This window comes from Micromonospora sp. NPDC049274 (assembly GCF_040678875.1).
Taxonomy (GTDB): Bacteria; Actinomycetota; Actinomycetes; order Mycobacteriales; family Micromonosporaceae; genus Micromonospora.
In genome coordinates this window covers 138,316-153,117 of sequence record NZ_JBFAQS010000007.1, presented here as the reverse complement: position 1 = coordinate 153,117, position 14,802 = coordinate 138,316, and the positions used below count along the sequence as shown (strand labels likewise).

Below are 14,802 nucleotides of genomic sequence, written 5' to 3'. Positions count from 1 at the left end.
ACCGACGTCGGACTCCCGCCGATCGCATCCCGCGGCCATCACGACCAACGCCGACAGGACCGCCGGCACGACAGCGGCCGAGACTCGGCCCCTACCGCGAATCCGGCCGCGGCATGTCCTGCTGCTCGACTCGGACACCGGACACCTCCCCCACATGCAGATACTTGCCAACACGGTGGCGCTTCAGGCGACGATGTGTGGCGGCGCGCTCGTCGCCGCCGCAGCACAGGCGCAGCGGTCGACGGCCCACGGCATGACACCACCGGAATCCGCCGCTCCCCCGCCGCGGACGGGAGCGGTCAATGGCGTTCCTCGGCGAACAGGTCGGAACGGGTCTCACCGAGCAGCTCGCGCAGGCGGTTGAGGGAGCGCATGCTCTGGCTCTTGACGACCGCGGTGGAGACGCCCACCACCTCGGCGGTCGCCTCCACGCTCAGGTCGTCCCAGTAACGCAGGACGATGATCGCCCGATCCCGCATCGGCAGGGTGGCGACCGCGTCCAGCAACGTCATGCGCAGCTCAGCCGGATGTTCCTCGCTCCGCTCCGGCGGCGCCGACATCGCGAGCTCGCGGCTGGAGCGACGCCGCTGCTGGTCGATCATGCAGCGCAGCAGTATCTTGCGGGCGTACGCGTGGGGGTCGTCGGCCCGGCAGACCCGCCTCCAGTTGGCGTACACCTTCGCCAGCGTCGTCTGGGTGAGGTCCTGGGCGAGATGCCAGTCGCGACACATCAGGAACGCGGCATCGCGCAGCCGGCCGGCGGCCGCCTGCGCGAACTCCAGGAAGTCCTCGTCAGCCATTCGACCGGGCCAGCGTCGGGAACCTCTTGGCACCGCTGATGACGTACTCGGTCGGCAGTCTCGTCCCCCAGATCGGGTTGGCGGCGATCTCGGTCGCCTCCTTCAGGGACAGGACGGGCGGTGCCGGCACGTTGCCCTTGCCGTCCCAGGCCAGACAGGTGGAAATCATCAGATCGACCTGGAGGCCATCGCGGTGGTGCACGGTGACCATCTGGTTCTCCACGCAGTTGTCGGGTACCTCGGTCAGCTCGACCGTCCCCGGGGCCGGGTCGCCGCCGAGCCTGTCCCGGTAGATGGAGAGCCGCAGCATCCCCGGTCCATCGCCCCGGTCCAGGTAGAGCTGGACGAACGGCATGCCGGGGCCCGCTCCGCTGCTGGGCAGACTCGCGAAACCGCTGGTCTTTCCCGCGGGCAGCAGCCGGGTCAGCAGTTCCAACGCGCCCTGCGGTGTGGCGGTCAGCAGCTCACCGCCCGGCTCCGGCCCCATCCTCAGGATGTCGATCACCGTGGGCGAGGGAGACGGCGGCACGAGCCGATGGGGCGCTTCTCCGTGCTCCTCGTCGGCGCCCGTCTCGATCCCGCCCGGTGCGCCACCGGCGGACGCAGCCGGGGACGGCGTGCCGATGTCGACAGACCCACCCGGGAAACCCACGTTCGGCCCGCCGGGCTGACCGACGTCGTCCGCACCGACACCGAGCGGCCCGGCGGCCAGGCCGATCACGAGCAGCATGGCCAACACCGAGCCGCCGCCGCCGAACTGCGCCAGGCGGCGTCGGCGACGCAGTCGGCGGCCCTGCACCATCGACTGCTGGACCAGGTCACCCAACGGTGGGGCGGGGTGTCGTGCCAGGTCGTCCCTGAAACGCCCTCGGACGTCCCCCATGTCCCATCCCTTCTCGGCTGGCCGCCCGCGGTGGCGATCCATCACTGACCTGACGGGTTGGTCAGCCGATTTGGTTACCGAATTTCGGCGTGAAATCTCAGTCACACCTGTTGGCTGAACACGGTGTTCCACAACGTGTTCAGCCACCTCCACAGCGTCATGTTTCTCGTGCCAGGAGCGTTGCTGCGGACGGCCTCGGCGGCCAACGGCACCGCGAGGGTGGCGACCGACTCGCCGTCGACGGCCGACATGGCACGATGGCCGTGTCCTGCGCCGCCGGTGGCCGGGCACGACGCTTATGGAGTCGGGATGTCAGAACTGGCCGGCACGCCGGTGCCAGGGTTGGCGAAACTGTGGACGCACGATCCGGTCACCGCCGGCCCGTACCGGCTGGTCGGCCGGCTGGGCGCGGGTGGGCAGGGGGTCGTCTACCTCGGTGAGGACGACGCCGGTGACCGGGTCGCGGTCAAGATGGTCAACATCGATCTGAGTGACCCCCGGGCGCGGTCGCAGTTCGTGAAGGAGATCGCCGCCGCACGCCGGGTCGCCCCGTTCTGCACCGCACAGGTGCTCTTCGCCGAGGTGGACGGCGAACGGCCCTACGTGGTCAGCGAGTTCATCGAGGGCCTGACCCTGCACCGCCACGTCCGCGAGCGCGGCCCGGTGACCGGAAACGCCCTGCACCGGCTCGCGGTCGGCACGGTCACCGCGCTCGCCGCGATCCACAGCGCCGGCGTGGTGCACTGCGATTTCAAGCCGGACAACGTGGTGCTGGGCGAGGACGGTCCCCGAGTGATCGACTTCGGCATCGCCCGCGCGCTGGGTGTCACCGAGACGGCGTCCAGCCGGGTCATGGGAACCACCGCGTACATGGCACCCGAACGGTTCCGCAACGACGCCGTCGGTCCGCCCTGCGACGTCTTCGCCTGGGCGGCCACGATCGCCTTCGCGGCCGGTGGTCAACCACCGTTCGGCAACGACTCGCTCTTCGCCGTGATGCACCGGGTGCTGCACGATCCGCCCGCCCTGCCGGCGTTGCCTCCCGTCCTGGACGAGCTGATCCGGGAGTGCCTGGCCAAGGACCCCGCCGACCGGCCGGCCGCCGAGCACGTGCTGGTGCGACTGCTCCGGCAGGCCGGCACGGTCAGCGAGCCGCTACGTCGGGACAACCTGCTGGAGGTCGGCAACGAGACCGCGGGCGCACCAACGCCGAACGACCCGCTGCCGCAGGTCACGCCAACGGCGCCGCAGCCGCGCCGGACCCAGCCGCAGACGCCGACACAGCCGCAGACGCCGACAGCGCCGACGGTGCCGGCCCAGGCCCAGCCGACCCGACCGGTGACGACACGGCCCGCACTCCAGCCGGTGACGACGCCCGGCGTCGGTGCCGGAGGTGGTGGCGGCGCGTGGCTGCGGTTGCGTGGTGAGGCCCTCGACGCCTGGGGCATCTCGACCGCGCTCTTCCTCGGTTCGGCTGGGGCCGCCGCCGGCTACGTCGCGTCGAGCGCGGTCGGCCCCGCCGCCGCGGCCGGGGCGGTCACCTTCATCGTGGTCTACCTGGTTCGACTGCTGGTCGCGACGGCGGTCGGGGGACGACCCGACCACGAGTGACAGGCGCGCTGGGGTCAGGATCGCCGGCTGGCATCGGATCGATAGGTTGACTGCCACCAGCCGCCCGCCGAGGAGGACGTCCCGATGGCCCCATCCGCTACGCGTACGCGGCAGTGGTTGCCGTACACCGCCGCCGTCACCGCCGGGCTGGTGGTCATCGCCGGGGCGTTCGTGTTCGTCCGGCAGCGCGAAGCGGGCAACGAGGGGGCACGCGGTGACTGCGCCGCCGTCCTCCAGGTCAACTCCTCCACGGAGAAGGCGGCTCTGCTGGTCGAGCTGGCACAGCGCTACAACCGCAGCGACCGGTCGATCGACGGCGGCGGCTGCGCCCAGGTGCACGTCAGCGCGCTGAACTCGGGCAAGGCCACCGAGGCGCTGGCCACCGGCTGGACCCACACCGGCCTGCCGCAGCCGCAGGTCTGGCTGCCGACGTCGAGCCTGTGGACCGGTCAGCTCCGCCTGCTCGACAAGGCCGCCGGGCGGGAGTTGCAGACTCCGGACCACTACCCGTCGATAGCCAACAGCCCGCTCGTGATCGCGATGCCGCAGCCCAAGGCCGAGTTGCTACGCCAGCGCGGGCCGCTGGGCTGGGGGGAGATCCTGGGCCTGTCCGGGCGGGACGGGTGGGCGGGTTTCGGCAAGCCGGAGTGGGGCCGCTTCACCTTCGGCAAGGACAACCCGAACCTGTCGACCTCCGGGCTGGCGGCGACCATCGCCACCTACTACGCGGCGGTGCAACGGTCGAGCGACCTGACCCGGTCCGACCTGGCCGACCCGGCGGTCACCCAGTTCGTCCGCCGGATCGAGGCCAACGTGTCGCACTACAGCGACGACTCGGTGGACCTGCTCCGCAGCCTCGCCGAGGCGGACCTGGCCGGCGGGGCGGGCAGCACTGACGACATGAGCGCCATCGTCCTGCAGGAGGAGCTGGTGGACCTCTACAACACGGGTGCGCTGAGCCCTCGCCAGGACGGGCAGGAGCGGGGCCGCCGGCCGAACGTTCCGCTGGTCGCCATCCATCCCAAGGAGGGCACGTTCAACCTGGACCACCCGTTCGTGGTGCTGCCCTCCGCCGATCAGCGGCAGCGTGCGGCGGCGGCCGACTTCCAGAAATTCCTGACCGAGGACGCCCAGCAGAAGAGCTTCGCCCGCCTCGGCTTCCGGGACCACGAGCGCCGCGCCTCGGCGGAGCTGCTCGCCAGCGTCGGCGCCGAGCCCAGCGGCGGACTCAGCTACTTCGATCCCCCGGACCCGCAGGTGGTCGGTGCGATGCTTGACGGTTGGCGCACGCTCCGCAAGAAGGCCAACATCCTGATCGCCCTGGACACCTCGGGGTCGATGCAGACGATGGTCGGCACCCGTACCCGTTTCCAGGTGGCCTCGGCGGCGGCAGGCAAGGGCCTCGCGCTGCTCAACAGCGAAGACCGGGTGGGGCTCTTGTCGTTCTCCTCGGAGACCCCGAAGCGGCCGAAGGGCCCCTACCGGACGGAGGTGCCTCTCGACGAGTTCGACCAGAAGCGGATCAACAGCAAGATCGCCGGCCTGCATGTCGAGGGTGGCACCGCGCTCTACGCGACGGTCCGGGCCGCACACCGCGAGCTTGTCGAGAGGTACGACCCGCAGCGGATCAACGCGATCGTCGTGTTGACCGACGGCAAGAACGAGTACAGCAAGGACAACGACCTGGCCCGGTTGCTCGCCGAGGTCGCCCTGGACCCGAAGCGTCCGGTGAAGGTGTTCTGCATCGCCTTCGACCGGGAGTCGGACTTCGCCACCCTGGACCAGATCGCCAAGGCATCGTCGGGCAAGGCCTTCGACGCCACCGACCCCGCCAAGATCGACGAGGCATTCGTGAAACTGGTGAGCAGCTTCTGACGCTCTCCCTGCCCGGACCAGCGCGCTCAGAGCCGGGCGGCCGGCGTCGGTTCCGCGATCAACAACACCATGCGACAGCTCGGTGGCGCACTCGGCGTCTCCGCACTGGGCGCGGTGGTCTCCGCCGTTGGTCTTCACTGACCGGCGCCGTGTCACGTGTCGGCCTGCGCGTCGCAGAGCACGTCGATGTGCACGACCCTCGATGTGCCCTCACGCACCGACTGCTGCTGGCTGCGGGTCAGGTCGTCATCGAGGTAGCCCACCGCCTTGGTCCGGTCCCGGATCTCGTACACGGTCACCCGACAGCTGCCGGTGTCCGAGTCGGTGCCCTCGCCGGCGGCCAGGTAGTCGAAGAACAGGTAGGACAGATCAGTGCCGCCCGCACTCAGGGTGAGCCCGGGCGCGGTGACCGCGGGCACGCCGCCGCCGGCCGGGCCGAGGTAGGACCGACCTTCGCCGTTCGCGTACGCCGTCTTGACCAGCGTGAATCCCTCTACCCGTATGCGGTCGGCGTACCGCTGGGTCTCGTTGCCGTCGTGACCGCACCCGGATGCGGCGACGGTGAGCAGCGTGGCCGTCACCGCGTATCGGGCGCGGCGGCGCACCAACGTCAGGAACACGTGCACACTCCGCAGTAGTGGGCCGGCCAAGCGAGTGTCAGCGCTTGCGGCCCACCCCGCCGAAGGCGTCGATGTCGGCGGGTGTGTCGACCGCGTCGTCGGGTCGCCACTGAGGGCACGGTACGACGCCGGGCTCCACCAGCTCCAGGCCGTCGAAGAAGCCGGCGATCTCGGCGGGCGACCGCAGCGTGTACGGGGTCGCGCCGCTGTCGTTGTAGTCGTCCTGCGCCTGCTGCATCTCGGCGCTGATCAGGCTCGTACCGTCGTTCAGTGAGAGGTAGCTGCCGCTCGGCAGGGCGGCCACCAACTGGCGCGTGATCGACCGGGCCGTGGCGTAGTCGGGCACGTGGCCCATGACGCCGCTGAGGATGAGACCGATCGGCTGCTGAAAGTCCAGCGTCTTGCCGGCCTCGGCGACGACAGCCGCCGGCTCCCGCAGGTCACCGTCGATGTAGGCGGTCCTGCCCTCGGTCGTGCCGACCAGCAGTGCGCGGGCGTGCACCAGCACCAGAGGGTCACTGTCGACGTAGACGATCCGCGCGTCCGGCGCGATCCGCTGCGCCACCTCATGGGTGTTGTTGGCCGTCGGCAGCCCCGTGCCGACGTCGAGGAACTGGCGGATGCCCGCGTCGGCGGCGAGGAACCTGATCGAGCGGACCAGGAACTGCCGCGAGGCACGGGCGACGTCGACGACGCCGGGGAAGACCTGCCGGTACTGGTCGCCGGCCTCGCGGTCGACAGCGAAGTTGTCCTTCCCACCGAGCCAGTAGTTCCAGATCCGCGCCGAATGCGGCACCGACGTGTCGATGTTCTGCGGGGAGCCGACCTCGCCCGCCTCGGGCCGGCCGGTCGTCGGCGATTCCATGGTCACGACGAATCCCCTCGTCTCGCTCGCGTACACTACGCCGTCGCGGGCGGACCTGTCGAGGAAGCGGTCACCCCTGGGCGTGCCACGCTAATAGAAGGTCGGCAATTCGCGCCACACCCCGGCCCCGTCGCTCACCTGCCGGTCCCGCTCAGAGGCGCCGTGCTCTCTCGAACCACGAGCGTGGGGACGACCAACGGCAGGGGCTGAGGCACGGTGTCGTCGATGGCCTGTGTGACGGCCGTGATGGCCCGTCGGCCGACCGCGTCGAAATCCTGCTGGATCGTGGTCAACGGTGGGACCAGGTACGCCGCCTCGGGAACGTCGTCGAATCCGACGACGGAGATGTCCTGGGGCACCCGCCGCCCGCGCTCGTGCAGCGCGCGCAGCACACCGATGGCCATCTGGTCGTTGGCGACGAAGACCGCTGTCGTCCCGCGCATCTCGCAGATCCGCAGCCCGGCGACGTAGCCGCTGTGTGCCCTCCAGTCACCCTGGACCGGCTCGGGTGGGCGTAGGCCCGCCGCACTCATCGCCGCGCGCCAGCCGTCGCGGCGGGCACGGGCCTCGGCCCAGTTGAGCGGGCCGGACACATGCACGATCTCCCGGTGCCCGAGGCCGAGCAGGTGGTCGGTCGCCATCCGGGCGCCGAGCACCTGGTCGACCCCGACGGTGACGCTGGCCCTGGACACGTCGCCCTCCACGACCACGAAGGGGACGCCGGACCGGGTCATCCGCACCACCTCGAGAGCCTCGTCGTTGCCGGCGATCATCACGACGCCTTCCACGCCGACGCGCATGAGGTGTTCGGTGGCGTCGCTGAGCGCCCGTACCGTGACCTCCGACAGGCTCACCGAGGTGGCGAAGTAGCCGGCGGCGCGGGCGGCGTCCTCGACGCTGCGGTGGATGCTCGTCGGACCGAACAGCGTCCTGGCCGTGCCGATGATGCCGATCATCCCGGAGCGTCCGCGCACCAGCGCGCGGGCGGCGGTGTTGGGGCGGTAGTCGAGCCGTCGGATCGCCTCGAGAACCCGTTCCCGTGTCTCGCGCCTGATGGCCGGCGCCCCGTTGATGACCCGGGACACCGTCTGGTGCGACACGCCCGCCAGACGGGCGACGTCCGCCATGACCGGCGGACGGTGGGCGGCCGTCACCGCTTTCTCCGCGTGAACTCGCACTGGCGGGCCGTCCGTTCTTCCATGAGGCGTTTCCTCGTCCGTTCCCCGGCCGTCAGTGTGAGTGGCGGGGCACCGCGCTGCCGCTGCCACCGACGAGGAAGTCGAGGTCCGCGCCGCTGTCGGCCTGCAGAACATGTTCGCTGTACAGCCGTGTCCACCCCCGCTCGGCCACCGGCGGCGGTGGGACCCAGGCGGAGCGGCGTTCGGCGAGTTCCGCGTCGTCGACCAGGAGATCCAGGCGGCGCGTGGTGACGTCGACGCGGACCAGATCGCCGGTGCGTACCAGCGCGAGGGGGCCACCCACGGCCGCCTCCGGCGCCACGTGCAGGACGCACGTGCCATAGCCGGTGCCGCTCATGCGGGCGTCCGAGATCCGCACCATGTCCGTGATGCCGTCGGCGAGCAACCGGCGGGGCATGGGTACGTTGCCCACCTCGGGGAAGCCGGGGTAGCCGCGTGGCCCGGCGTTGCGGACGACGATCACCGTGTCGGCTGTGACATCGAGATCCGGGTCGTCGGCGGCGACGACGTACTCCTCGATCCGGTCGAAGACGAGGGCCGGGCCGGTGTGCGTGAGGAGGTGGGCGGAGGCGGCGGAAACCTTCAGCACCGCCCCGGACGGCGCGAGCGACCCGCGCAGCACCACGGTGCCGGAACCGGCGGGCTGGAACGGCTCCTCCAGGGTGGCGATGACGTCGGTGTTCCAGCACTGGGCGCCGTCGACGTTCTCGGCCACGCTCCGGCCACTGACTGTGACGTGATCCCTGTGCAGCAGCGGGGCGAGCTCCTTCATCACCACCGGGAGGCCGCCCGCGTAGGCGAAGTCCTCCATCAGGTACGCCCCGGACGGCATGAGGTTGACGAGCAGGGGCACGTCGGCGGTGAGGGTGTCGAAGTCCTCCAGCGACAGGGGCACGCCGAGGCGTCCGGCGATCGCGAGCAGGTGCACGACCGCGTTTGTGGAGCCGCCGATCGCGGCGTTGACCCGGATGGCGTTCTCGAACGCCGCACGGGTGAGCACCGTGGACAGGCGCTGGTCCTCGCCGACCATGGCGACGATCCGACGTCCGGCGGTGTGCGCGAGTGCGTACCGCCGGGAGTCGACCGCCGGCACGGCGGCAGCGCCGGGCAGTTGCACGCCCAACGCCTCGGTCACGCAGGCCATCGTTGACGCCGTACCCATGGTCATGCAGTGGCCCCGGCTGCGGGACATGCCGACCTCCGCCTCCGCGCAGTCGGCGGCGGTCATCCGGCCGGCCCGCATCTCCTCGGTGAAGCGCCAGACGACCGTGCCGGAGCCGATGTCCTGGCCGCGGAACTTGCCGTTGAGCATCGGGCCGCCGGTCATCATCAGCGTCGGCAGGTCGACGCTCGCCGCACCCATCAGCAGGCCGGGAGTGGTCTTGTCGCAGCCGGAGAGCAGGACCACCCCGTCGAGGGGATTGGCGCGGACCGACTCCTCCAACTCCATGGCCAGCAGATTGCGGTAGAGCATGGTGGTGGGTCGCATGAGCGGCTCACCCAGGCTCATCGCCGGGAACTCCAGCGGCAGACCGCCGCTCTCCCACACGCCCCGCTTCACCGATTCGGCCAGGTCCCGCAGGTGGGCGTTGCAGGGCGTCAGCTCCGACCAGGTGGTGGCGATGCCGATCACCGGGCGACCGTCGAAGACGTCGTCCGCGAAACCCTGGTTGCGCATCCAGGACCGATGGATGAACCCGTTGCGGCCCTCCGCACCGAACCACTGCCCGCTGCGCAGCGGACGATCCGTCGTCGACATCGGCACACCTCTCTGTCATCCGTGGACGGCGGCGAGGTGCACCGCCCTGATCCTGCTCCCTCATCGGCGTGGCGCCCTATTCGACAGCTGGCGTCAACCTCCCATCGACACGTCGGGGAATGGCTGTGTATTCGTCGCGCAACTCCTCGGGAAGCACCCAGGCCGGGGCGTCCTGCCACGCCAACGGGCGGAGGAACCGTCGGATCGACGTCGCGCCCACCGACGTGTGCACGGCGTTCGTCGACGGCCAGGGTCCACCGTGGTGCTGAGCCCACGACACCCGTACACCTGTGGGGTAGCCGTCGAAGACGATGCGACCCGCGCGGGCGGCGAGCACGTCTACCAACCGGCGTACGACGTCGGCGTCGTCACCCGGGCCGCGGTGGACGGAGCCGGTCAGCGACGACGGGACGGCGTCCAGCGCGGCGTCGAGTTCGCCGGCGTCGTGATAGCGGACCACGACCATGAGCGGCCCGAAACACTCGTCGGCGATCTCGGCGGTCAGGCCCTGCAGGTCGACCTCCAGGAGCCTCGGTGCGGCGGTGAAGCCCTCCCCGGGGTCGACCTGGGGCCGCGCCGAAACCCGGGCGCCGGCCCGCTCGAACTCCGTTGCCCTGCGCTCGTACGCGTCCCGGATGCGCTCGTTGAGCAGGACCGTGCCGCCCGCGGAGGCGACCTTCTCCCGCAGCGTGTCGACCAGCCGATCGCCGCCGGGATCCGACGGGATGAACGCCAGGCCGGGCTTGGTGCAGAGCTGACCACCGGAGGCGGTGAACGAGGCGAACAGCCCTTCGGCGATCTGGTCACCGCGGTCGGCGGCCGCGTCGGGCAGGACGATTATCGGGTTCACGCTGCTCAGCTCGGCGTACAGGGGAATGGGGTCGGGTCGTTCGTCGATGGCGGCCTGGATGGCGCGGGCGGCGTTGACCGAGCCGGTCAGGGCGGCCGCGCGGATCGCGGGATGACGCACCAGCGAGCGGCCGGCCTGCTCCCCGTACACGAGGGCGATCACCCCCTCGGGGCCGCCGAGGTCGCCGATGGCCGAGGAGATCGCGGCGGCGGAGGCATGCGAGGTCAACGGGTGGGACGGGTGGGCCTTCAGGACCGCGGGACACCCCGCGGCGAGCGCGGCGGCCGTGTCACCGCCGGCGACCGAGAAGGCGAACGGGAAGTTGCTGGCCCCGAAGACGGCGACCGGCCCGAGGGGTACGAGCATCCGCCGCACGTCCGGGCCGGGTCCGAGCGGTGTGTCGGCGGCGTGGTCGATGGCCGCCTCGACGTACGCCCCGTCGCGCAGCACGTCGCCGAACATCCGGAACTGGACCGCGGCCCGGGTGAGCTCCTGGTCCAGCCGCGCGTGGGCCAGCCCGGTCTCCGCCTCGGCCGCCGCGACCAGATCCACCCGACGGGTCTGAAGAGACGCGGCGACCGCGTCCAGCAGGTCCGCCCGGCCGAGCCTCCCGATTCCGGCCAACCACCGCGTCGCCTGGGACGCCTGGCCGACGATCACCTCCAGCCGGGACTCGTCGGTCTCGGTGAGATCCGTCGCGCGACGCTTACCGTCGCGCGGATCGACCGTGCTGACCACGTTCACAGCAGCCCTCTCCTTGCCAGATTGCCCATGAGATCGCGGACGCCGAAGTGCCACGGCTCGCACTCCTGGGCGTGCCGCACCCGGTTGACCAGGGTGCCGAGTGCCGGGCAGCTGATGCGTACCACGTCGTCGATCTTGTGGGTGAAGCCCTCACCGGGGCGTTCCCGGTCCTGAATGGGCGCGAACATGGTGCCGAGCATCAGCGCGGCGCCATCGGGATAGTGGTGGTGCGGGCCGATCAGCTGGCGCACCAGATCCTGCGGGTCGCGCGACATCCGGGTCATCTCCGAGACCGCCTCGAGGAGAAAGCCGTCCACGCCGCGGACCTCCAGGCGCACCTCGAGTTCGCGGACCTGTTGCATGCCGAACCGGTCGTCGAAGAGCCGGATCAGCGGGCCGAGTGCGCAGGAGGCGTTGTTGTCCTTCGCCAGGGGAAGCAGGAGCGCCGAGCGGCCCTCGATGTCACGCAGGTTCACGTCGTTGCCGAGTGTGGCGCCGACGATCCGGCCGCTGGACGCCACGATGAGGGTGACCTCGGGCTCCGGGTTGTTCCAGGTCGACGCGGCGAGCACGCCCACGTCGACGGCGGTGCCGACGGCGGAGAGGATCTGCCCCTTGGTGAAGATCTCGGCGTCCGGGCCGATCCCCACCTCCAGGTACTGGCTCCACATGCCCTCGGCGACCAGCAGGCTCTTGAGCCGGGCGGCCTCGGCCGAGCCCGGGTCCAGGTCGTGCAGGTCGACGCCGATGTCGGCGAACATCCGTTGCCGGATGTCCGCCGCGAGCGCCAGGTCTCCCCGTGCCCGCTCCTCGATGACGCGTTCGAGCATCGAGATGGGGAAGGTCACGCCGGCGGCCTTGAGCGCCTGGAGGTCGACCGGGGCGAGCAGCCAGGGCCGGCCACGGTCCCGGGTAAAGGCAACCGTGTTGGCCAGGATCTCCCCGATGTCGCCCACCCGCGCGCCGTCGAGCTCGGCCACGGTCGCCGCCGGGTCGGGTAGCTCGCAGATGTCCCGGATGGTGGGGAACCGGTGGCTGAGGTCGATGACCTCGCCGTTTCGAACGGCAACGGGCGTGGGGCCGTCGACGGAAGGGTCCCAGATTCGGCCGATCAGGACGGCGTCCACATCGTCCGGCAACGCATCGGCGGCCGCCCCGAACCAGTCCGCGTCGGCTGCCGGCCCTCGGGTCACCGCGAACACGTACTCGTTGCGGGCGTGCGGGCGGTGGCGACCGGGCCGAGGGCACCTGTCGCCCTGGGGAAGCCGAAACGAGCGCACTGATGACCCATCGTCACTCCACTGTTACGAGTTGGCGTCAACGAATGGAATTGCAACGATCGTAGCGACATGCGCAACGCTGTCAAGAGACGATTGCGCATTGCGTCGCATCTATTGCACATGATGCAATGGCCGTCACGGTGCTGCCGCCGCGCGAGGGGAGAAGCAGCCTTGGCGCAATCCATACGCCGCGCGATCGACCTCATCCGGCGCTCGGCCGAACATCCGCTGTCCCTGACGGAGGCCGCAGACGTGCTCGGCGTCCACAAGTCCACGGCCCTACGGATCCTGCAGACGCTGGAATCGGCTCGCTTCGTCCGCCGGACCGGGGCGGGCACGTACGTGCTCGGCAGCGGGCTCATCGAGCTGTCCGAACTCGCGCTCGGCTCGATGGACCTGCGCCAGCCCGCCGCCGCTCACCTCCGCGCGCTGCAACGCGCGACAGGCCACACCGTGCACCTGGCACAACTGACCGGCGATGAGATCATCTATATCGACAAGGTGGACAGTCCCGCGTTCGACGCCGTCAAGCTGCCCTCGCGGATCGGGCGTGCGGTGTCGATCTACGCGAGCGCGGTGGGAAAGACGATCCTGGCCCACCTGCCGCGGGAGGAACGCGACCGACTTCTCTCCCCCGTCGTCTTCGAGAGATTCACCGACACCACCCTCACCGACCACGACGCCCTCGAAGCCGAACTCGCCCGCATCCACGAACGCGGCTGGGCGGTGGACAACGGCGAGCACGACGCGTACGTGCTGTGCGTGGCCGCACCGATCAGGGATTCGCGAGGTCAGGTCATCGCCGCCGCCTCGATCACCGCGATCGAGGTCATCGCGAGCCTCGACCAACTGAAGAGCAACCTTCCGCTCCTCCTGGAGACCGCCGACCAGATCTCGTACGAACTCGGCTACCCACGGCCGTCCGTGGACCCGGACGGTGACGGCCGGTCCGCGCCCTGACGACGCGCGGCCCCTACTGACCAGGGCGACGACGGCATTCTTCGATGGAAGAAATATGCTGCTCGGCCCACGCCCGGACCGCTGCCAGCGGGGCATCCAGGGAGAGACCCAGGGCGGTGAGCGCGTAATGGACGCGCGGCGGCACGCTCGCCTCGACCCGTCGGGTCACCAGACCATCGCGGCACAGGCTCTGCAGCGTCTGCGACAACATCTTGTTCGACACCCCAGGGGCCCGGCGGCGGAGCTCCGCGAACCCGAGCTCCGCCGGATGATTCTCCGCCAGCACCTTGATCAGCATCGACGTCCACTTGTCGCCGATCCGGTCGAGCAGCTGCCGGGTCGGGCACGCCGGGCTGAACAGGTCCCCGGTTACCGCGGCCTCACCAGGTGGCGCGAAAGTGCCGTCTTGCCAAGTCATCAGGCATCTCCCATGTTAAGCAGGTAACTAATGGTAACCAACGGAGGTCGGACATGGAGTTGCGCAGAATCCGGACCAACGGCACCGAGTTGAACGTCGCCCTGGACGGCGCCGGCCCGCCGGTGCTGCTGATGCACGGTTGGCCACACACCTGGCAGGTGTGGCGGGAGGTGCTGCCGTTGCTGGGTGGACGGCGACGCGTCATCGCACCGGACCTTCGAGGGCTCGGCGACAGCGCTCGCGCGGCGGACGGGTTCGACGCGGCGACCGGCGCCGGTGACATGCTCGGCCTGCTCGACGCGCTGGGGGTCGAGCAGGCTGAGGTCGTGGCCCTGGACGCGGGCGTGCCCGCCGCCTTCCTGCTCGGCGCGCTGCACCCGACCCGGGTGCGCCGCCTGGTGCTGATGGAGGCGGCCCTTCCCGGCCTGCCCGGCGGATTCCCGGCACCACCGTGGTGGTTCGGCTTCCACTCGGCCCCCGGGCTGGCCGAGACGGTGCTCGAAGGCCACGAGGCCGAGTACCTCGACTTCTTCCTCGCGGCCGGCACCTTCGAGCGACGGGGGGTGCTCCCGCAGATCCGGGACGCGTTCGTCAGCGCGTACACCGGTCGTGAGGCACTGCGCTGCGGCTTCGGCTACTACCGCGCCGCCGAGCAGAACGCGACGGCGATCTCCGCGGCCGGCCGGCTGACGGTGCCCACCCTGGCCGTCGGCGGCAACACCGTCGGCGACCTGCTCCACCGGCAGCTCATCGGTGTTGCCGACGACCTTTCCGGTGAGCTGATTCCCCGCAGCGGGCATATCGTGCCGCTGGACCGCCCGGACGCCGTCGCGCAGTTGCTCTGGAGCGACTCTGCCGTGTCCCGTTAGCCGAGCGGCGGCCGGGTCGCGACGACTGCGCCACGAGCGGGAACCCGGTCTGCTCCCGCTCGTGCCACT

14 protein-coding genes are annotated in these 14,802 nt (G+C 70.6%); 4 read left to right on the top strand and 10 right to left on the bottom strand.

From position 1 onward, the window contains the following. Positions 1–299: 299 nt before the first annotated feature. From AB0K10_RS15715 to AB0K10_RS15705, 3 genes are all read right to left on the bottom strand, one after another. Positions 300–800 carry a SigE family RNA polymerase sigma factor gene (locus AB0K10_RS15715; protein WP_363683903.1) on the bottom strand — a complete coding sequence of 167 codons (501 nt, stop codon included), beginning with the start codon at positions 798–800 and terminating at the stop codon, positions 300–302. Beyond that, complete coding sequence (locus AB0K10_RS15710; protein ID WP_363683901.1) at positions 793–1,683, bottom strand: hypothetical protein; 891 nt, start codon at positions 1,681–1,683, stop codon at positions 793–795. Before AB0K10_RS15710 ends, AB0K10_RS15715 begins: the two co-directional genes overlap by 8 nt. 101 nt (positions 1,684–1,784) lie before the next feature. Continuing rightward, positions 1,785–1,934, bottom strand: a complete 150-nt coding sequence (locus tag AB0K10_RS15705; protein WP_363683899.1) for a hypothetical protein — start codon at positions 1,932–1,934, stop codon at positions 1,785–1,787. A 58-nt stretch (positions 1,935–1,992) separates the two neighbouring features. On the opposite strand from AB0K10_RS15705, the gene AB0K10_RS15700 reads away from it, so the two are divergent. Next, positions 1,993–3,294: a serine/threonine-protein kinase gene (locus tag AB0K10_RS15700; protein ID WP_363683897.1), complete on the top strand. Its 1,302-nt coding sequence runs from the start codon at positions 1,993–1,995 to the stop codon at positions 3,292–3,294. Positions 3,295–3,378: 84 nt separating this feature from the next. After that, a complete protein-coding gene (locus tag AB0K10_RS15695) occupies positions 3,379–5,169 on the top strand; it encodes an extracellular solute-binding protein (protein WP_363683895.1) in 1,791 nt (596 codons plus the stop codon). 152 nt (positions 5,170–5,321) lie between these two features. Here the strand turns inward: AB0K10_RS15695 and AB0K10_RS15690 are convergent, their stop codons facing one another. The 6 genes from AB0K10_RS15690 to AB0K10_RS15665 all read right to left on the bottom strand — a co-directional run bounded on the left by AB0K10_RS15690 (position 5,322) and on the right by AB0K10_RS15665 (position 12,408). Then, complete coding sequence (locus tag AB0K10_RS15690; protein ID WP_363683893.1) at positions 5,322–5,789, bottom strand: hypothetical protein; 468 nt, start codon at positions 5,787–5,789, stop codon at positions 5,322–5,324. 37 nt (positions 5,790–5,826) lie between these two features. Next, positions 5,827–6,654 (bottom strand): SAM-dependent methyltransferase, encoded by an 828-nt coding sequence (locus AB0K10_RS15685; RefSeq protein WP_363684249.1) that lies wholly within the window; start codon positions 6,652–6,654, stop codon positions 5,827–5,829. 134 nt (positions 6,655–6,788) lie between these two features. Next, the gene (locus AB0K10_RS15680) at positions 6,789–7,808 is read right to left on the bottom strand and encodes a LacI family DNA-binding transcriptional regulator (protein WP_363683891.1); all 1,020 of its coding nucleotides are present in this window, start codon (positions 7,806–7,808) and stop codon (positions 6,789–6,791) included. A 76-nt stretch (positions 7,809–7,884) separates the two neighbouring features. Further along, positions 7,885–9,612: an IlvD/Edd family dehydratase gene (locus AB0K10_RS15675; protein ID WP_363683889.1), complete on the bottom strand. Its 1,728-nt coding sequence runs from the start codon at positions 9,610–9,612 to the stop codon at positions 7,885–7,887. 76 nt (positions 9,613–9,688) lie between these two features. After that, positions 9,689–11,206, bottom strand: coding sequence for an aldehyde dehydrogenase family protein (locus AB0K10_RS15670; protein WP_363683887.1), 1,518 nt, complete (start codon positions 11,204–11,206; stop codon positions 9,689–9,691). After that, positions 11,203–12,408, bottom strand: coding sequence for a fumarylacetoacetate hydrolase family protein (locus tag AB0K10_RS15665; protein WP_363683885.1), 1,206 nt, complete (start codon positions 12,406–12,408; stop codon positions 11,203–11,205). The genes AB0K10_RS15670 and AB0K10_RS15665 overlap by 4 nt, the downstream gene beginning before the upstream one ends. A 147-nt stretch (positions 12,409–12,555) precedes the next feature. Here AB0K10_RS15665 and AB0K10_RS15660 point away from each other — a divergent pair, with 147 nt between their 5' ends. Beyond that, a complete protein-coding gene (locus AB0K10_RS15660) occupies positions 12,556–13,446 on the top strand; it encodes an IclR family transcriptional regulator (protein WP_363683883.1) in 891 nt (296 codons plus the stop codon). A gap of 13 nt (positions 13,447–13,459) precedes the next feature. Here AB0K10_RS15660 and AB0K10_RS15655 read toward each other — a convergent pair whose 3' ends face one another. After that, positions 13,460–13,864, bottom strand: coding sequence for a helix-turn-helix domain-containing protein (locus AB0K10_RS15655; protein ID WP_363683881.1), 405 nt, complete (start codon positions 13,862–13,864; stop codon positions 13,460–13,462). Positions 13,865–13,917: 53 nt separating this feature from the next. On the opposite strand from AB0K10_RS15655, the gene AB0K10_RS15650 reads away from it, so the two are divergent. Continuing rightward, entirely contained in the window at positions 13,918–14,733 is an 816-nt protein-coding gene (locus AB0K10_RS15650) for an alpha/beta fold hydrolase (protein ID WP_363683879.1), read from the top strand. Positions 14,734–14,802 lie beyond the last annotated feature (69 nt).